An 18,757-nucleotide genomic window follows, 5' to 3' on the forward strand; every position below is an offset into this window, starting at 1 on the left:
CTTCGGTACGCGCTTAGGGTATCCATCCCCCCTAAGGAACCTTTAAAAACCGGTTCGGGCGCGTAAGCCGGTTTTTAAAGGTTTCCTGCGCTCCCTCTGAAGAATAGCAACTTCAGAGGGAGATACATGTTTTACTACTTAATCTTTATGCAATAACACGTTACGTTCTGACTAGCCGTTACGCGCTACGGTGCAACAGCATCGATTTAATATGACCAATAGCCTTGGTCGGGTTCAGCCCTTTCGGACACACGTTGACGCAGTTCATGATGCCGTGGCAGCGGAAGACGCTGAACGCATCGTCCAGATCGTCCAGTCGTGGCTGAGTTTCCGTATCGCGGCTGTCAATCAGGAAACGATACGCTGCCAGCAGCCCCGCGGGTCCGACAAACTTGTCCGGGTTCCACCAGAACGACGGGCAAGACGTTGAACAGCAGGCGCACATGATGCATTCATACAACCCATCCAGCTTGGCACGTTGTTCAGGCGATTGCAGATGCTCACGCGCCGGCGGATTTTTCCCATTATTCAACAGGTAAGGCTTTATTTTCTCATATTGAGCATAGAACTGTCCCATGTCCACTACCAAATCACGAACAACCGGTAATCCAGGTAAAGGACGGATAACAATTTTGCTGTTCCCGCGACGTAACGCAGAAACTGGCGTGATACAGGCCAGCCCATTTTTGCCGTTCATGTTGACGCCATCGGAACCACAGACGCCTTCACGGCAAGAACGACGGAATGACAGCGTTGGATCCTGCTCTTTCAGCAGCATCAGCGCATCCAGCAGCATCATGTCGCGGCCTTCTTCCGCCTCCAACTGGTAATCCTGCATCCGCGGAGCGTCGTCAACATCCGGGTTATAACGATAAATAGAAAATTCGAGTTTCATCGTTTGATCTCCGCAATTAATAAGTACGTACTTTCGGCGGGAACGCCGGACGCAGTTTAGGCTGCATGTTCACCTCACGGCGCGTCATGCTGTCGGTTTGCGGCAGATATAACGAATGGCACAGCCAATTTTCATCGTCGCGCTCTGGGTAGTCGAAGCGACTATGCGCGCCACGGCTTTCGGTACGGAAGTTAGCCGATACCGCCGTCGCATACGCAGTTTCCATCAGGTTATCCAGCTCCAGACATTCGATACGCTGGGTGTTGAACTCGCTTGACGTGTCATCCAAACGCGCATTTTTCAGGCGTTCACGAATCACTTTCAGCTCTTCCAATCCTTTCGCCATCGCATCGCCTTCGCGGAAGACCGAGAAGTTGTTCTGCATACAGGATTGCAGCGCCTTGCGGATTTCAACCGGATCTTCCCCAGAACGGGTATTGTTCCAGCGGTTCAGACGGTCGAGAGAAGCTTCAATATCGGAGTTGCTGGCATCACGGCTTTCGCCCTGTTCGTTCAACGACTCTTGCAGGTGGATACCCGCTGAGCGACCAAATACCACCAAATCGAGCAGCGAGTTGCCGCCCAGACGGTTAGCACCATGAACCGAGACGCAGGCGATTTCACCCACGGCAAACAGCCCTGGAATCACCACATCTTCGCCTTTCTCATTCACCGTCAATGCCTGACCGCTCACTTTGGTCGGAATACCGCCCATCATGTAGTGGCAGGTTGGGATAACTGGAATCGGTTCTTTCACCGGGTCGACGTGAGCAAATGTGCGGGACAGCTCCAGAATGCCCGGCAGACGGGATTCCAGAACATCTTTACCCAGATGGTCCAGTTTCAGCTTGGCATGTGGTCCCCACGGACCTTCACAGCCGCGGCCTTCACGAATTTCGATCATGATGGAACGGGCAACAACGTCACGGCCAGCCAGATCTTTCGCGTTTGGCGCATAACGTTCCATGAAACGTTCACCGTGCTTGTTCAGCAGGTAACCGCCTTCACCACGGCAGCCTTCTGTCACCAGCACACCCGCGCCAGCAATACCGGTCGGGTGGAACTGCCACATTTCCATGTCCTGCAACGGAACGCCAGCACGCAGTGCCATGCCCACGCCGTCACCTGTATTAATGTGCGCGTTGGTGGTGGACTGGTAAATACGGCCTGCGCCGCCAGTCGCCAGCACGGTCGCTTTCGCTTTGAAATAGACAACTTCACCGGTTTCGATACAGATCGCCGTACAGCCGACCACCGCGCCATCCTGATTCTTCACCAGATCGAGGGCGTACCATTCGGAGAAAATAGTGGTGTGATTTTTCAGGTTCTGCTGATACAGCGTATGCAGCAGGGCATGACCGGTACGGTCAGCGGCGGCCGCAGTACGTGCGGCCTGCTCGCCGCCAAAATTCTTGGATTGACCACCGAACGGACGCTGATAAATGCTGCCATCATCCAGGCGGGAGAACGGTAATCCCATGTGTTCCAGTTCCAGAATCGCTTCTGGACCGGTTTTACACATATATTCAATAGCGTCTTGATCGCCAATGTAATCCGACCCTTTTACGGTGTCGTACATGTGCCATTCCCAGTTGTCCTCATGGGTGTTGCCCAGCGCAACGGTAATACCGCCCTGCGCGGACACAGTATGGGAACGGGTTGGGAACACTTTCGATAACAGGGCACAGGACAGGCCCATTTGGGAAATTTGCAGCGCGGCGCGCATACCTGCGCCACCCGCACCCACAACAACTGCATCAAATTCTCTGACTGGCAAATTCATCACGCACCCCACACCACAATAGTTCCATAAATGACGTACACCAACAGCGCTACGACAATCGCCAACTGTAAAGTCAGGCGTAAGGCCAGCGGTTTAATGTAGTCGGTCAGCACTTGCCACATCCCTATCCAGGCATGAACCAGAATGGAAAATAACGTTAGCAGTGTGAATACTTTGGTGAGAGCCATTGCGAAGAAACCACGCCAGATTTCATACGTGATGTCGCCAGCCGTAGCAATAAAACCAATAATATAAATTACATACAGAACAATGACGATGGCGGAAGCGCGAATCAGTAACCAATCGTGTACGCCATTGCGTCCTAACGCAGAAGCATTGCTTACCATACGAGGACTCCAGCCAGAATTGAAAGCACGACAGTAATAATAAAGGAGATATTTGCAGAACGCTTACCTGCGGCAAGGTCTTCTTCTATATAGCCAAAATCCATCAACAGGTGACGTATACCACCAACAATGTGATAAGCCAACGCGACGAGGATGCCCCAAACGATAAACTTGACGATGAAGCTATCCATAATTTCCGCAGCGCGCAGGAAGCCTTCCTCTGAAGAAAGAGAAGTGCCTAACAGCCACAGTAAAATACCGACAGCGACAAAGGTGATAACGCCGGAGACGCGGTGAAGAATAGATGCTATCGCAGTAACGGGAAACTGGATCGTCTGCAATTCCAGATTGACAGGTCTTTGTTTTTTCACAGATTTGCCCACACAGCTTTTATTATTGTTTCTTCCTCCGGGCCTGATGTGAGGTCAGACAGTATGAAAGTTACAGCCCTGAAAAGTGGGTTTACGATACGCGCTCAAACATCGACATTCCGGTGTCTAAACAGCGCATGATCCTTTCATACTGGGTGCTCCTACTGCAGGGTGATTCCGGAGACCTAGCGGCAGTATAGGTCCTTCACATTCCCATTACAATTCCCATACAAACTGTTTGGTGACATTTGCCGCGAACAGTGATTTAGATCACGAATTTCACAATTTATATAAAATTAATTATCTGATTTGACAAAAGTTCAACATTTCAATTACAAATAGGGGATTAAATTCCTTATGATGTGTTAAAGCACAACGGCGACACTTCCACACTGGCGTAACTTATGTAACAGTGGGGAGAGTCCACGTAAAAATCATAGGTAATGACTACAATCTATTCAGAGCATAGTTAATTGCCTGAAGATCGCTAATTACCTGAAGATTGTTAATTACCTGGAGAACGAATTTTTCATCCTGAATGCGGCTATCCGCCTTACTCTGTATCCTATTTGACGACTGTGTCACGACAGAGTTTCACCGGTCATTCTTCACTCGCCGGTGCACAGGCATGACGGTATTTCTTCAGTGAGAATTTTTAAAATTAAAGCGCTAAGGAGACTGTAAATGGCTGATAAGAAAGCAACACTTACTCTAGAGGGTAAAGATCCAATTGAGCTAAATGTCCTATCAGGTACATTGGGGTATGATGAGATTGATATTCGTCCCCTCGGTTCTAAAGGTTACTTCACATTTGACCCCGGCTTTACCTCTACCGCATCTTGCGAATCCAAGATTACCTATATTGACGGTGACGAAGGCATCTTGCTACACCGTGGCTTCCCGATTGCCCAACTGGCTGAAAAATCGAATTATCTTGAAGTTTGTTACATCCTGCTGTTCGGTGAAGTCCCGACGGTAGAACAGTATGAAACCTTCAAAACCACCGTAACGCGTCACACCATGATCCATGAGCAGATTACTCGTCTGTTCCACGGTTTCCGTCGTGATTCACATCCAATGGCTGTGTTGTGCGGCGTCACGGGTGCACTGGCGGCGTTCTACCACGACTCGCTGGATATCAGCAACGAACGCCACCGTGAGATCGCGGCTTACCGCCTGCTGTCCAAAATGCCGACCGTTGCAGCAATGTGCTACAAATACTCTCTGGGCCAGCCGTTTGTTTATCCGAAAAACAACCTGTCCTACGCGGGTAACTTCTTGCACATGATGTTCTCTACGCCTTGCGAAGAATATGTTGTGAATCCGGTGTTAGAACGTGCGATGGACCGTATCCTGATCCTGCATGCCGATCACGAGCAAAATGCCTCGACGTCTACCGTGCGTACTGCTGGCTCGTCTGGTGCAAACCCGTTTGCCTGTATCGCCGCGGGGATCGCTTCGCTGTGGGGACCGGCGCATGGCGGCGCGAACGAAGCCTGCCTGCGTATGCTGGAAGAAATCAGCAGCGTGGAGCACATCCCTGCGTTTATCGAGCGTGCAAAAGACAAGAACGATTCCTTCCGCCTGATGGGCTTCGGTCACCGTGTGTACAAAAACCACGATCCGCGCGCTACCGTCATGCGTGAAACCTGCCATGAAGTGCTGAAAGAGCTGGGCAGAAAAGACGACCTGCTGGAAGTGGCAATGGAGCTGGAAAATATCGCGCTGAACGACCCGTACTTCATCGAGAAGAAGCTGTACCCGAACGTGGACTTCTATTCCGGTATCATCCTGAAAGCGATGGGCATTCCGTCTTCCATGTTCACCGTTATTTTCGCGATGGCACGTACCGTGGGCTGGATTGCACACTGGAACGAAATGCACGACGACGGCATCAAAATTGCCCGTCCGCGTCAGCTGTATACCGGCTACGACAAACGTGACTTTGCATCCAATCTGAAACACGATTAATCCATTCCGTACACATCAAAAAGGCCGGATTTTCCGGCCTTTATTGTTTGTACCCAACGCTGATTTTCAATGACGATTGAAGTATGGTAATTGTCGTAGGCAAGCATCTTGGGGATCGGGAAAAATAATAGGGCGGGCACGGTAAGCATATTGGTTGGAATTAATGTGCGATAAAAACCCAGTCTTCACCACTGAATCCACTATCTGTATACCACGAGAAATAGGGGCAAAAAAGTTTGCCCCTGATACTGAAAATTATACGTCAGCGCCACCTAAAACATTGTCTAGTTGCATTTCTTTCAACACTCGGTCTTGAATGGGTTGTTTAGCGGCGTTGATTTCATCAACCCCCCAAACCAAACCGACTGTTGTACGTGTAGGACGTTTACCTGTGGGCATATCTGCTAGCGCTAAATAAGCATCTACGACCATCTGTGGATTAGGTGCTTGATCACTCTGCATAAATTTGCCGAATTCCTCGAACATAACGGGAGGAATTTTTGCAAATTCACCATAGCTGTCCAGCACGTCAGTACGAGTAGGTTCTTGCCCTGCGGCACTTAGACCTGTAGGGAATGGGCCAGGTTGAACTATGGCGATATCAATACCGAAGGGTGCTACTTCGTAGCGTAGACCTTGGAGATAGCCTTCCAAAGCATGTTTTGTAGCAGCGTAGGTAGAGAAGTACGGCGCTGAAATCTGGCCAACCATTGACGAGGTGTTAATGATCAGACCCGACTTAGCCTCACGCATAGCAGGCAACACAGCCTGTATAGTACGCATAGCGCCATAGTAATTGGTTTCCATCTGCTCCTTGGCTTGGGCAATGCTAAATGCTTCGGTAATGCCAAGGTACATTACGCCTGCATTGTTAATCAAAATATCAATTTTTCCCGCTTTAGCCAGCACACCTGAAATGGCGGTTTTGACAGATTCGTCGTTGGTGACATCCATATTAACAACATGGATAGAATCGCTATACGCCTCCAACTCAGCCTTAATTGCTGCGTTCTTGCCTTCTGGAGCGCGCATGGTGGCAAACACTTGATAGCCTTTATCTGCAAAATCTTTTACTGCTTTTTGGCCAAACCCGCTGCTGCTACCTGTGATGACTACGTTTCTTTTTGCTGCACTCATATTTTCGATCCTATAGATTGTTAATTAAATACCAGTCGGTATAATAATAGAAAGAGGAATATTGTTTGTCAAATTAAAATACCAGGCGGTACAAAAATGAATTCAACGTCAACCAAACCTTCACGAGGGAGACCAAAAACTCTAGATCGTGACCATGTTTTAGATGTAGCAATGCGTTCTTATTGGAAAGAGGACATAAGCAATTTATCCCTTAATGAAATTTGTAGGAGATCTGGCGTATCGAAGCCGAGCCTTTATCGTGAATTCTCGAATGAAGATGGCTTGATGAAAGCTGTTCTTATTAAGTATCAGGAACAAGTGCTAAACCCTGTACAACAGATGTTGAATAATGAGACTCCGTTTCGAGAGGCACTTGATAACCTAGTGTCCTTTGCCACATCAGCGAGTTGTCATCATGAGTCCCCGATGGGATGTCTTTTTATAAAAATGCGTGAATCACGAATGCACTTGGGTGAAGTCACACGGGCGCAAGTCGATTTCCTTGAGGAACAAGGATTAGCTGCTTTCAGAAAGTGGGTGGAACACGCAAAGGCCAAAGGTGAGTTTTCTGCAGACATTTCACCAGAGTTTGCAGCCATCTATATCGATGCACAACTAAGTCATGCATCATCACAGCTCACGCGTGGCGAGGATCCACAAACGGTGAAGAAGATATTACTGCTCGCTTTTTCTACTTTGGGATGAGTAACCTGCCGGTTCAGTATTTATGCAGGAATCAGGCATTTTTTCATCTGGAGCAAAAGAGAGCTTATTGTTGTCCAAGGATGTGTACACATCTCTGGCTAACAAACGTGTGTCAGGTGGATGGTTACAAAAAGCGCTGGCCAAAACGCAGCTTTACATACGTTGATACAACTATTATGAAGAGTGGCATTACCCCATGATGGCGGTTTTCTTCAACTGCGCTGCCGTGCGTTGCAGCGCAAGCCGTACCTGCCAGAGAATCTCGACGGGCAGATGGTTCTCCAGCCCGGCGAATTTCCGGTCCTTCCGGCATACCTTACTCCCTGAAAATCAGACGTATTGCGTGATTAATCACACTAGTGCAGAGCACCGCCAGTCACCGCCACATCAACCTGCTGCACCAGCGACTGCTTGATCATCACCTCCAGCGCCGCCGTGACTAGCGGCGTGGGCATGCTCGGTTCACCGGGGTGTCGCGCGGCCTGCTCCGGCGAATAGGGAATGTGAACGAATCCACCACGCACCACATCGCCCTGTTGATGTAGTTGATGTAAAAGCCCGTACATCACATGGTTGCAGACAAACGTCCCTGCAGTTTGCGATACCGAAGCGGGAATGCCCGCTGCACGCAATGCCTGCACCAGCGCTTTCACCGGCAGCGTCGAGAAATACGCCGCCGGCCCCTTTTCCACCACCGGCGTATCAATCGGTTGGTTACCTCGGTTATCAGCAATACGGGCATCATTAATATTAATCGCCACGCGTTCGACAGAAATATCAGCACGGCCACCTGCCTGTCCTACCGCGATCACCACTTCCGGTTGCCATTCGGCTATCGCACGGTAAAGCTGTTCCAGCGACAGGTCGAAGACGCAAGATAAACGGCAGGCCACTACGCGCGCACCGCCAACTTCGCGCTGATGAAGGTCTTTTATCGCTTCCCAAGAGGGATTAATCGCTTCGCCCTCGAAAGGCTCAAACGCCGTAATCAAAACGGTTTTCATCGGTTATCCCCGCATATAAAAATAGTGATTATGCCGCAGCAACAGCGATCTGATGCTGGCTAAAACAGTGTCGCAGCTTGCGGGCAAACAACAGCGCGTGTTGTCCATCGCCGTGAATACACACGGTATCCGCCTGCACGTTCACCCAGGAACCGTCAATCGCTCTGACCCGCTGACGTTGAATCATCTCCAGCGTTTGCGCCAGCGCCAGTTCATCGCTGTTAATCAATGCCCCCGCCTGAGTACGCGGCACCAGCGATCCGTCAGGCAGATAGCAGCGGTCGGCGAACACTTCCTGACGCGTCTCCAGCCCCAGCCGCTGCCCGGCACGAATTAACTCGCTTCCCGCCAGCCCGACTAAGCGTAACGCTGGATTCACCACTTTCACCGCCTTGGCTATCGCATCGGCCAGCACCGGTTCGCATGCCGCCTGATTGTAAAGCATGCCGTGAGGCTTAACGTGCGACAGCGTGCCGCCTTCAGCGGCGACAATCGCGCTGAGTGCGCCAAGCTGATACACCACCTGTGCAAAGACAATTTCCGCAGGCACATTCATCGCCTTGCGGCCAAAATTTTCGCGATCGGGAAAACTCGGGTGTGCACCAAGCGCGACACCATAGCCGATTCCCCAACGCACTGACTGGCGCATGGTTTGTGCATCACCGGCATGAAACCCACAGGCAATATTGGCAGAGGTCACCAGCTTGAGCAGCGCTTCGTCGTTCTCACTGCCTTCGCCCAGATCGGCATTCAGATCAATAATCATGCAGCCTCCACGCCAGCTGTTCGAGGTAACGTCGCTGTTCTTCGGCCGCTTTTTGCGCCTGTGCCTGCGTACAGTGAATAAAATGTATCGGTTCACCGAGCCGGATTTGCGCCAGATGGAATAAATCGGCTTCGATCACCGTCGCAATACGCGGGTAACCGCCGGTTGTCTGGGCATCCGCCAGCAGTACGATAGGGCGACCATTGTGTGGAACCTGCACCACGCCCGGCAGCAGTCCATGCGATGGCAGCTCGCGCGGTTTACTGCCCGGCAATGCGGCGCGCTGTAGTTCAGCGCCCAGTAAACGGTAACCCATGCGGTTACTTTGCGGGCTCAGTTGCCAGGACGTTCGCCAGAACAGTTCCTGCATCTCTTCGCTGAATTCCTGATATTCCGGCCCCGGCAAGGCCCGCACGCGATTGCCGAACAGCAGTTGCTTGATACCGACTTCTCGCGTCAGTTCACGAGTCGGCGTCCCCAGCGGAAGTTCATCGCCATCCCTCAGCAAGCGTCCGTCAAAGCCCCCAAAACCGGCTTTCAAATCGGTACTGCGCGACCCAAGCGCTTCCGGCACGTCCACACCGCCGGACAACGCCAAGTAGCTGCGCATTCCGTTACGCGGCATGCGCATTTTCAACGTTTGTCCTGGCTTCACAGCGAAACGCCAGCCTGTCCAAAGCGGCTTGCCATCCAAGTCGGCATGGCAGTCCGCCCCGGTCAGCGCCACCCAGCAGGCGGTGGTGAATGTTGCGGTAAACTTGCCCAGCGTAATTTCCAGCGCGGCGGCATTCTCCGCGTTGCCCACCAGCAGGTTGGCCATTGTCAGTGCAGGCAGATCGAGCGCACCTGACTGGCTGATACCCAAACGGCGAAAGCCGACGCGACCACCATCCTGCACCGAAGTATGTAAGCCGGCATGAATAACCTTCAGCATACCCCCTCCTTCTGTGGCAGAAACCGAACGTTATCGCCAGGTCGCAGCAGCGTTGGCGGCATCGTTTGTGGATTAAACAGCTTCAACGACGAGCGGCCAATCAGCTGCCAGCCACCCGGCGTCGCCAGCGGATAAATCCCCGTCTGCGCGCCACCAATCCCGACCGACCCCGCCGGCACGCGCAGGCGCGGTTCGGCGCGACGCGGCATATGCAGCTTCTCGTTTAATCCACCGAGGTAGGCAAAGCCCGGCTGGAAGCCCAAAAAGTAGACCACGTACTGTGCGGCTGCGTGTGCTTCCACAACCTGACTCACTGTCAGGCCACTGTGCGCGGCAACGTCCGCCAGATCTGGCCCCGCTTCTCCGCCATACACAACAGGAATATCGATATCGCGTGGGTCAAACACCAGCGATTCACTCTCTTCCCACCAGCGCTGCAAACGTTCTATCGCATCCAGCGCCACCTGCTGTGGATGCGCCAACAGCACCGTTAGATTGTTCATGCCCGGAATCGCTTCCAGCACCTCTTCATGATGATTCAGGCGCTCGGCAAGCCCCCATATCCGCTGCTGGCTCTCCAGCGACATTGGCGGTTCCAGTTCCAGAACGACAGCCCTCTCGCCCAGAAGATAACACCGTGCTCGTTGCAATCTTTCCTCCTGAATCGCGTTTTATCCGTCATGGTGAACATGGCTAAATGATTAGCGTTGCTTACTGATATATTTTCTTCTCAATAGCAAAGCAACAACGATGCCAATATCGAAAATGTGACATCATTCCTGTGCGATACCAAGACTTTCAACCCATCACGCCGGGTTAGGAATATCAATAAATGTCACATCAAAACCATGCTGTACCGCCAGCCATTCGCCCAACGCTTTGATGCCGCCACGTTCAGTGGCATGGTGTCCGGCAGCAAAGAAGTGCAGCCCCATTTCGCGCGCGATATGAATCGTTTGCTCAGACACTTCACCGGTAATAAACGCATCGACCCCAAAGCGGGCCGCTTGTTCAATAAAACCCTGACCGCCGCCAGTACACCAGGCCACGCGCTGTATCTGTTGCGGTGCATTATCCCCACAATGCAGCACGCTACGCCCCAGCCGTTTTTCTACACGGCGGCAAAAAGCGTCTGCCGTCATGGGCTGCGCCAGTTCGCCATACGGCACCAGCGGTTCGATTGCGCCCAGCACCTGAATCTCCAGCAGCGCCGCCAGTTGGGCGTTATTCCCCAGTTCCGGATGTGCATCCAGCGGCAGATGGTAGCCGTACAGGTTGATATCATTGAGCAACAGTGTTTTCAGCCGGTTACGCTTCATGCCACAAACAATCTGCGGTTCGTTTTTCCAGAAATAGCCGTGGTGAACCAGAATCGCATCGGCCTGCTTTTCTACCGCCGCATCCAGCAGCGCCTGTGAGGCCGTTACGCCCGTCACAATACGTTTTACGTCCGCACGCCCCTCAACCTGTAAACCGTTCGGTGCGTAGTCCTGAAACGTCGCCGTGCTCAGTTTCTCGTTAATGATTCTTTCCAATTCCACATTACGCATACTTACTTTTCTCTTCTCGATCGTTATCCGCCATACCGATATTTTTCGCCGCCTCAAATGCCGCCAGCGTATTCTGACGTGCGGTTTTGTGGTCGACGATGGGCTGCGGATAGTTCAGCTGATGGTGGTGTTTGCCAGCCCAGCGATGGGGCTGATGAATATCGTTATCCGGCACGGCGGCCAGTTCGGGCAGCCAGTGACGAATAAACCGACCTTCAGGGTCGAAGCGCTCGCCCTGCGTTGTCGGGTTAAAAATACGAAAATAAGGTGCCGCATCGGTACCTGTCGACGCCGCCCACTGCCAGCCGCCGTTATTCGCCGCCAGATCGCCATCCAGCAGTTGCGACATAAAGTAGCGTTCGCCTTCTCGCCAATCGATCAGTAAATCTTTGACGAGAAAACTGGCGCAAATCATACGCAGGCGATTGTGCATCCATCCCGTTTCATTCAGTTGACGCATCGCAGCATCCACGATCGGGTAGCCCGTTTTTCCCTGCTGCCAAGCGGCTAAATCCTCCGGCGATTCTCGCCATTTCACCCACTGCGTCCATGCGGTGAACGGTCGGTGTTTACATAGCTGCGGCCAAGACACAATCAGGTGGCGGTAAAATTCACGCCAGACCAGCTCGTTAAACCAGGTAAACGCCCCGCCCTCACGCCGTTCCAACATCTCTGGGCATTCGGTACGCAGACGGTTAACGCACTGGCGCGGCGATACGATCCCAAGCGCCAGATACGGAGAAAGTTTGCTGGTGCCGGGCAACGCAGGAAAATCCCGCCGCTGGTCATAATCCTGTACCTGCTCGCGGCAAAAACGGCGCAGTTGCTGCAACGCCGCGCGTTCCCCACTGGGGAAATCATCGCTATCCACCTCACACTGCGGGTAGCTGAACGGTACCAGTTCCACTGTGTTATTGATCGGCTCACCGCGCGCGTCTGGTGCCGGTACGCACGTCGTATCCGACTCCAGCAGACGTTTGATAAAAGCCTGACGAAAGGGCGTAAACACTTTGTACATCTCGCCATTACCCGTCAGCACGCTACCCGGCGGTAACAACAGGCTGTCATGATAACCGTGACAAACTACGCTATCGGCCAGCCGATCTTTCACCTGCTTATCACGCAGCCGCTCGTTGATTTCATACTGGTAATTGTAGAAAAGATCGGTGGCCTGCTGCTGCGCACAAAACTGTACCAGCCAGTCAACCGATGCCGAAAAATCAGCACATTCGTGGTAATGCAGCGGGATGCCTTTCTCGGCCAGCGCCTGCTGCACCAGCGTCAGGTTCTCCAGCAGAAAGGCCGCCTGACGCGGTGCCATATCGTGCTTTTCCCACTGCGCCGGCGTGGCGATAAAGATCGCCAGCACGGTGGCGTTCGGATCCTGACAGGCCGCGTACAGCGCCAGATTATCGGTAACGCGCAGGTCGTTGCGTAGCCAGACTACATGGGTGCTCATGAAATTCCTCGGGCGGTCAAACTAGTGTCCGTAACGCAGGCGTAATGCCTCGGGGTACGGCTCAAAGTAACGCTGCTGAGCCAGATACGCATCGGGGTATTCCGCCATGTAATGTTTTAGCAACGTGATAGGTGCCAGTAGCGGCTGCAAGCCCTGTCGATAGCGATCGATGAGCTGCGCCAGTTCCTGTCGCTGTTGAGAATTAAGCTGGCGTCGGAAGTAGCCCTGCACGTGCATCAATACATTGGTGTGATTGCGCCGCGTCGCAGGCGTCGACAGTAGCTTCATCAAACGCTTCCGGTATTCAACGATGTAGTCTTCCAGCGATTCCCACTTATCGATCCCCGCAACAAACGGCCCTAGCTCGCGGTATTCCGGCTGGGAATGTGCCAACAGCAGGAGTTTATAACGGCTATGAAAGGCAATCAGCGCACCACGGCTCAACCCGTTTTGCCATAGCTGATTCAGTTCGTATAACGCATAAACGCGCTCAATGAAATTTTCCCGCAAGCCGGGATCCTGTAGACGCCCATCTTCCTCAACCGGTAGCCAGGGCATTTGCCGCATCAGTTCCTGCGTAAACAGGCCGACTCCGCTTTTACGCGCATCTTTTTGCGCTTCATCGTAAACCTTCACGCGCTCCATACCGCAGCTCGGCGATTTGGCACAGACGATATAACCGCATAAATGCTGAAGCTGGCTGACTTTGTCAGCGGAAAACGTCGCCATCTGCTGGGTGACATCCAGCGGCGAACCATTGCTGGCGCGCAGCGTGATCTCACTTTCCCCTTTGCGTACCAGCCTGAGCGCCGGACGCGGCACCGGTAAACCAATCGCCATTTCCGGGCAGACCGGTTCAAAACGAAAATAGGGTGCCAGTTGTTCAACGGCAAACGTCAAACGCTTGTGTCCACCATCAAATCGCACAGGATTACCGAGTAAACAGGCGCTGATACCAACAGGGATGAGTTCGAGCGTCATGATTTATCCTTACGCTGGTCAATATGGTTTACCTTGATGGCATTCTGCAAACCCTCTGACCAGCATAGCGGATTTCACCACAATTCTGTGCAGTCGCAGCGAAGAATAAAGTAATAAATCATGAGATTGGGGAGAAATAACGGCAGAACAGGCAGAAAGGGAAATGGGTAAATCTCGTCAAAACATCTTTAAACCGATCCTTCATCGGTTCATTTTTCGTGTTTATCTGCCATTCCCGTTTTAGGGATGCAGCAGATAAACACGAGAGATCTTATACGCAGCCCTTAATAAAAATCGCAGGCGGCGGCTTCGGACTGCGCCATCCACACGGGTTTATCGCTGGTTTTCAGCCAGACACGGTGTAAATAGCTGTAAAAACGCGCCCGATCGCGACGGAACAGCATTACCGGTAACGCCAGCACGCCGATGGCAACCACGGCGGCGCGACGCAGGAGAATACGGTGCAAGGGATAAGTAGTATAAAGCGACATAACGATCCTCCTCTGGGATAAGCACCCTTGTTCAGCGGTGCTTTTCATAACGATAAAATAAGAACTGTGACATTGGTTAAAATTTTACCGCCTTTTCTGAAAGTTTACTACTCATCTGACCAGTAAAAGATGAAATAATCGCCAGTTTTTTCATCATCACGTCATTAAGTTACAGCAACGTTAAAAATAAACTTACCATTAGTTAATTTATGGTTTTAGATTGGATCACTTTATCCCTTTCTCTTGATACCACCTTCCCACCGCAAACGATGTTGTTGGCACCGTAGTGCCATTACCGCTTCCACCGTCTACTTTTCAGCCCATTTTTATACTTTTTTTACGCCCACAGACGGGAAATTTGCACCTTCTTTTCCTGCGTTTTCCTACCCTGACGCTGTCTATTTTGTTCTGGAGGTGTGTTGTGACGCTTAGCATCGTCTTAGGCGGCCTGCTCGTGCTGCTGTTACTGGTCTATCTGGTTTATGCCTTGTTGAAGGCGGAGGAATTCTGATGGCCGCTGACGCTTTTTTACTGATCTTTGGGCTGCTACTCACGGTACTGATCGTAGCCCAGCCGCTGGGCAGCGGACTGGCCCGTCTGATTGAGGGCGAAACGGGTGCGCTCCTGCAAAAGTTTGAAGCGGGAACGGCGCGCCTTTTCGCTTTCGATACGACGGAGATGCGCTGGCAACAGTATGCGGCGGCTATTCTGACGCTTAACCTGATCGGCATTGCCGTCCTGTTTGTCCTGTTAATGGCGCAGGGGATTCTGCCGCTTAACCCAGAAAATATGCCGGGGTTGTCGTGGCATTTGGCGTTGAACACAGCAATCAGCTTTGCTACCAACACCAACTGGCAGGCTTACAGCGGTGAAAACACGTTGAGCTACCTGAGCCAGATGGCTGGTCTAACGGTACAAAACTTCCTGTCTGCCGCCAGCGGCATCGCCGTCGCTTTCGCGTTAATCCGCGCGTTTTCCCGCCGCTGCGTCGACACGCTGGGCAACGCATGGCTCGATCTGTTTCGCATCACGCTGTATGTGCTGCTGCCGCTGTCCCTGCTGCTGGCGCTGTTTTTTGTCAGTCAGGGCGTGTTGCAGAACCTGCTGCCTTACCAGCATCTAACCACGCTGGACGGCGCAGCCCAAACGCTGCCGATGGGGCCGGTTGCCTCACAGGAAGCCATTAAACTGTTGGGCACCAACGGCGGCGGTTTCTTTGGTGCTAACTCGTCACACCCGTTTGAAAACCCGACCGCGCTGAGCAACAGCGTGCAAATGCTGGCGATCCTGCTGATCCCTACCGCACTGTGTTTCGCCTTTGGCAACGCCGTGAGCGACAAGCGTCAGGGCCACGCGCTGCTGTGGGCGATGGCGCTGATCTTTATCGTCGCCGCTGCCGTGGTGATGAAAATGGAGGTCAACGGTAACCCGCATCTGCTGGCATTAGGCGCGGACAGCGCTGCAAATCTGGAAGGGAAAGAGACGCGTTTTGGCGTTCTGACGTCCAGCCTGTATGCGGTTGTCACCACGGCTACCTCGACAGGTGCGGTGAACGCCATGCACGACTCTTTCACCGCCCTCGGCGGCATGGTTCCCATGTGGCTGATGCAAATTGGCGAAGTGGTGTTCGGCGGTGTCGGTTCTGGCCTGTACGGCATGCTGCTGTTCGTGCTTCTGACCGTCTTTATTGCCGGCCTGATGATTGGCCGCTCGCCGGAATATCTGGGCAAAAAGATCGAAGTCTACGAGATGAAGATGACGGCACTGGCGATTCTTATTCCTCCTGCGTTAGTGCTGCTCGGCACGGCGCTGGCGCTGAGTACGGAAGCTGGGCGCAGCGGCATTCTGAACCCCGGCGCGCACGGCTTTAGCGAAGTGCTCTATGCCTTTTCCTCTGCCGCGAACAACAACGGCAGCGCGTTTGCCGGCCTGAGCGTCAACACGCCGTTCTATAACGTGCTGCTCGCTGTCGCCATGCTGCTGGGCCGCTTTGCCGTCATGATCCCCGTGCTGGCTATCGCCGGTTCGCTGGTCGTGAAAAAGCGCCAGCCAGAAAGCAAAGGCTCACTGTCTACTCGTAGTCCGCTGTTTATCGGCATGCTCATCGCTATCGTCCTGCTGATTGGCGCACTGACGTTTATCCCTGCACTGGCGTTAGGGCCAGTCGCTGAACATTTACAGTTCGGCCTGACTCACTAAGGCTGGAGACTTTTTATGACTCGTCACACGATGAATCATCAGGCAACACAGAAACCGGCCTCTGCCCAGCAGGGCGAGGCTTCCCGCCACGTTGGCAAACGTAAACAGCAAGCGCTGTTTGACAGAGCGTTAATCCGCTCGGCGCTGAAAGATGCGCTGAAGAAACTCGACCCGCGTGTGCAGTGGCGCAATCCGGTCATGTTCGTGGTGTATCTCGGCAGTATGCTGACCACCCTCGTCTGGCTGGCGATTCTGGCCGGTAAAACGGAAGGCAACGCCGTGTTTACTGGGCTGGTATCACTCTGGCTGTGGTTTACCGTGCTGTTCGCCAACATGGCCGAAGCGCTGGCGGAAGGTCGCAGTAAGGCGCAGGCAAATGCGCTGAAAGGCGTCAAGAAAACCAGTTGGGCTAACAAGCTCGCCGCACCGCATCACGATGCCAGTTCAGAATCGGTGCCAGCCGACAGCCTGCGCAAGGGCGATATCGTACTGGTGAGCGCGGGTGAAACCATTCCATGCGACGGTGAGGTGCTGGAAGGCGGCGCGTCCGTCGATGAAAGCGCCATCACCGGAGAATCCGCGCCGGTAATCCGCGAGTCCGGCGGCGATTTCGCCTCCGTCACCGGCGGCACACGCGTGCTGTCCGACTGGCTGGTGATTCAGTGCAGCGTCAATCCCGGCGAAACCTTCCTCGACCGAATGATTGCCATGGTCGAAGGGGCGCAGCGCCGGAAAACGCCGAACGAGATCGCACTGACCATTCTGCTGATCGAGCTGACACTTATTTTCCTGCTGGTCACCGCCACGCTCTATCCGTTCTCCTGGTTCGGCGTACAGGCGAATCACAGCGGCGATGTTGTCGGCGTGACCGTGCTTGTCGCCCTGCTCGTCTGTCTGATCCCCACCACCATCGGTGGCCTGCTGTCGGCCATCGGTGTGGCAGGGATGAGCCGGATGCTGGGCGCTAACGTGATTGCCACCAGCGGGCGTGCCGTCGAAGCGGCGGGCGATATTGACGTTCTGCTGCTGGATAAAACCGGCACCATTACGCTGGGCAACCGTCAGGCTTCGGCTTTCCTGCCCGCACCGGGTATGACCGAACAAGCGCTGGCTGACGCCGCGCGTCTCGCCTCCTTAGCCGATGAAACGCCTGAAGGGCGCAGCATCGTGGTGCTGGCGAAGCAACGCTTTAATCTGGCAGATCAGGATCTTAGCTCGCTGGACGCGACTTTTGTCCCTTTTACGGCCCAGACGCGCATGAGCGGCGTCAATTTCGGTCAGCGCACCATTCGTAAAGGTGCCGTCGATGCCCTGCGCCGCTACATTGAAGCGAACAACGGTGACTTCCCGCATCAGGTCGAAGAAGCGGTCTCCAACGTCGCACGCAGCGGGGGGACGCCGCTGGTCGTTGCAGAAGGCAAGCGCGTGCTTGGCGTGGTGGAACTGAAAGATATCGTGAAAAGCGGCATCAAAGAACGCTTTGCCGAACTGCGCAGTATGGGGATCAAAACCGTGATGATCACCGGCGACAACCCGCTCACGGCAGCGGCGATCGCCGCAGAAGCAGGCGTCGATGATTTTCTGGCGGAAGCGACACCGGAAACCAAGCTGGCGCTGATTCGCCAATATCAGGCCGAAGGTCGACTGGTGGCGATGACGGGCGACGGCACGAACGATGCTCCCGCGCTGGCGCAAGCCGATGTGGCGGTGGCTATGAACTCCGGCACGCAGGCAGCAAAGGAAGCAGGCAACATGGTTGATTTGGATTCCAATCCAACCAAGCTGATCGAAGTGGTGCACATCGGTAAGCAGATGCTGATGACACGGGGCTCGCTGACGACGTTCAGTATCGCCAACGACGTGGCGAAGTATTTCGCCATTATCCCGGCTGCGTTTGCTGCCACTTATCCGCAGCTCAATACGCTCAACGTGATGCAGTTGCATTCCCCTACCTCAGCCATGCTGTCGGCGGTGATCTTCAATGCGTTGATTATCGTGTTTCTGATCCCGCTGGCGCTCAAAGGGATTCGCTATCGACCAATGAGTGCCGCGGCGCAGTTAAGCCGCAATCTGTGGATTTATGGTCTTGGCGGGCTGCTGGTACCGTTCCTCGGTATCAAGCTGATTGATATGTTGCTGACTGGGCTGAATCTGGCTTAAGGAC

At 53.4% G+C, this 18,757-nt stretch carries 18 protein-coding genes; 5 read left to right on the forward strand and 13 right to left on the reverse strand.

The genetic code is table 11. The features are described 5' to 3' along the window. Nucleotides 1-178 precede the first annotated feature (178 nt). Genes Q3A88_RS05465 through sdhC form a run of 4 tightly spaced genes read right to left on the reverse strand, consistent with a single transcriptional unit; the run spans nucleotide 179 to nucleotide 3,408 of the window. Nucleotides 179-895, reverse strand: coding sequence for a succinate dehydrogenase iron-sulfur subunit (locus tag Q3A88_RS05465; protein ID WP_010285000.1), 717 nt, complete (start codon nucleotides 893-895; stop codon nucleotides 179-181). 16 nt (nucleotides 896-911) lie between these two features. Beyond that, a complete protein-coding gene (sdhA, locus tag Q3A88_RS05470) occupies nucleotides 912-2,678 on the reverse strand; it encodes a succinate dehydrogenase flavoprotein subunit (RefSeq protein WP_014914670.1) in 1,767 nt (588 codons plus the stop codon). Further along, the gene (sdhD, locus tag Q3A88_RS05475) at nucleotides 2,678-3,025 is read right to left on the reverse strand and encodes a succinate dehydrogenase membrane anchor subunit (RefSeq protein WP_010284997.1); all 348 of its coding nucleotides are present in this window, start codon (nucleotides 3,023-3,025) and stop codon (nucleotides 2,678-2,680) included. The genes sdhA and sdhD overlap by 1 nt, the downstream gene beginning before the upstream one ends. Next, nucleotides 3,019-3,408: a succinate dehydrogenase cytochrome b556 subunit gene (sdhC, locus tag Q3A88_RS05480; protein WP_039275597.1), complete on the reverse strand. Its 390-nt coding sequence runs from the start codon at nucleotides 3,406-3,408 to the stop codon at nucleotides 3,019-3,021. The genes sdhD and sdhC overlap by 7 nt, the downstream gene beginning before the upstream one ends. Before the next feature lie 672 nt (nucleotides 3,409-4,080). On the opposite strand from sdhC, the gene Q3A88_RS05485 reads away from it, so the two are divergent. Then, complete coding sequence (locus Q3A88_RS05485) at nucleotides 4,081-5,367, forward strand: citrate synthase (RefSeq protein WP_039275599.1); 1,287 nt, start codon at nucleotides 4,081-4,083, stop codon at nucleotides 5,365-5,367. A gap of 255 nt (nucleotides 5,368-5,622) precedes the next feature. Here the strand turns inward: Q3A88_RS05485 and Q3A88_RS05490 are convergent, their stop codons facing one another. Continuing rightward, complete coding sequence (locus Q3A88_RS05490) at nucleotides 5,623-6,504, reverse strand: SDR family oxidoreductase (RefSeq protein WP_317177550.1); 882 nt, start codon at nucleotides 6,502-6,504, stop codon at nucleotides 5,623-5,625. 96 nt (nucleotides 6,505-6,600) lie between these two features. On the opposite strand from Q3A88_RS05490, the gene Q3A88_RS05495 reads away from it, so the two are divergent. After that, entirely contained in the window at nucleotides 6,601-7,209 is a 609-nt protein-coding gene (locus Q3A88_RS05495) for a TetR/AcrR family transcriptional regulator (protein WP_317177551.1), read from the forward strand. Nucleotides 7,210-7,565: 356 nt separating this feature from the next. On the opposite strand, the gene pcp is transcribed toward Q3A88_RS05495, so the two are convergent. The 8 genes from pcp to Q3A88_RS05535 form a co-directional block, all read right to left on the reverse strand. After that, a complete protein-coding gene (gene pcp / locus Q3A88_RS05500) occupies nucleotides 7,566-8,213 on the reverse strand; it encodes a pyroglutamyl-peptidase I (RefSeq protein ID WP_119874640.1) in 648 nt (215 codons plus the stop codon). A 28-nt stretch (nucleotides 8,214-8,241) separates the two neighbouring features. Beyond that, nucleotides 8,242-8,979, reverse strand: a complete 738-nt coding sequence (gene pxpA, locus Q3A88_RS05505; protein ID WP_317177552.1) for a 5-oxoprolinase subunit PxpA — start codon at nucleotides 8,977-8,979, stop codon at nucleotides 8,242-8,244. Continuing rightward, entirely contained in the window at nucleotides 8,969-9,913 is a 945-nt protein-coding gene (gene pxpC, locus Q3A88_RS05510) for a 5-oxoprolinase subunit PxpC (protein WP_039504025.1), read from the reverse strand. Before pxpC ends, pxpA begins: the two co-directional genes overlap by 11 nt. Beyond that, nucleotides 9,907-10,563, reverse strand: coding sequence for a 5-oxoprolinase subunit PxpB (gene pxpB, locus Q3A88_RS05515; protein ID WP_110163621.1), 657 nt, complete (start codon nucleotides 10,561-10,563; stop codon nucleotides 9,907-9,909). The genes pxpC and pxpB overlap by 7 nt, the downstream gene beginning before the upstream one ends. 156 nt (nucleotides 10,564-10,719) lie before the next feature. After that, nucleotides 10,720-11,463: a type 2 GTP cyclohydrolase I gene (locus tag Q3A88_RS05520; RefSeq protein ID WP_110163622.1), complete on the reverse strand. Its 744-nt coding sequence runs from the start codon at nucleotides 11,461-11,463 to the stop codon at nucleotides 10,720-10,722. Further along, the gene (phrB, locus tag Q3A88_RS05525; RefSeq protein WP_317177553.1) at nucleotides 11,456-12,922 is read right to left on the reverse strand and encodes a deoxyribodipyrimidine photo-lyase; all 1,467 of its coding nucleotides are present in this window, start codon (nucleotides 12,920-12,922) and stop codon (nucleotides 11,456-11,458) included. Before phrB ends, Q3A88_RS05520 begins: the two co-directional genes overlap by 8 nt. Before the next feature lie 21 nt (nucleotides 12,923-12,943). Continuing rightward, the gene (locus Q3A88_RS05530; RefSeq protein ID WP_110163624.1) at nucleotides 12,944-13,903 is read right to left on the reverse strand and encodes a YbgA family protein; all 960 of its coding nucleotides are present in this window, start codon (nucleotides 13,901-13,903) and stop codon (nucleotides 12,944-12,946) included. Between the two features lie 284 nt (nucleotides 13,904-14,187). Next, complete coding sequence (locus Q3A88_RS05535; protein ID WP_010299142.1) at nucleotides 14,188-14,394, reverse strand: YbfA family protein; 207 nt, start codon at nucleotides 14,392-14,394, stop codon at nucleotides 14,188-14,190. Between the two features lie 421 nt (nucleotides 14,395-14,815). Here Q3A88_RS05535 and kdpF point away from each other — a divergent pair, with 421 nt between their 5' ends. From kdpF to kdpB, 3 genes are read left to right on the forward strand one after another with little or no spacing between them, the layout of a single operon-like run. Then, nucleotides 14,816-14,905, forward strand: coding sequence for a K(+)-transporting ATPase subunit F (gene kdpF, locus Q3A88_RS05540; protein ID WP_014914657.1), 90 nt, complete (start codon nucleotides 14,816-14,818; stop codon nucleotides 14,903-14,905). Beyond that, entirely contained in the window at nucleotides 14,905-16,593 is a 1,689-nt protein-coding gene (kdpA, locus tag Q3A88_RS05545) for a potassium-transporting ATPase subunit KdpA (protein WP_317177554.1), read from the forward strand. The genes kdpF and kdpA overlap by 1 nt, the downstream gene beginning before the upstream one ends. A 15-nt stretch (nucleotides 16,594-16,608) precedes the next feature. Next, nucleotides 16,609-18,753 carry a potassium-transporting ATPase subunit KdpB gene (gene kdpB / locus Q3A88_RS05550; RefSeq protein WP_317177555.1) on the forward strand — a complete coding sequence of 715 codons (2,145 nt, stop codon included), beginning with the start codon at nucleotides 16,609-16,611 and terminating at the stop codon, nucleotides 18,751-18,753. Nucleotides 18,754-18,757: the final 4 nt, after the last annotated feature.

Origin of the sequence: Pectobacterium sp. HCp5_1 (genome assembly GCF_032905925.1) — a bacterium.
GTDB lineage: Bacteria > Pseudomonadota > Gammaproteobacteria > Enterobacterales > Enterobacteriaceae > Pectobacterium > Pectobacterium brasiliense_A.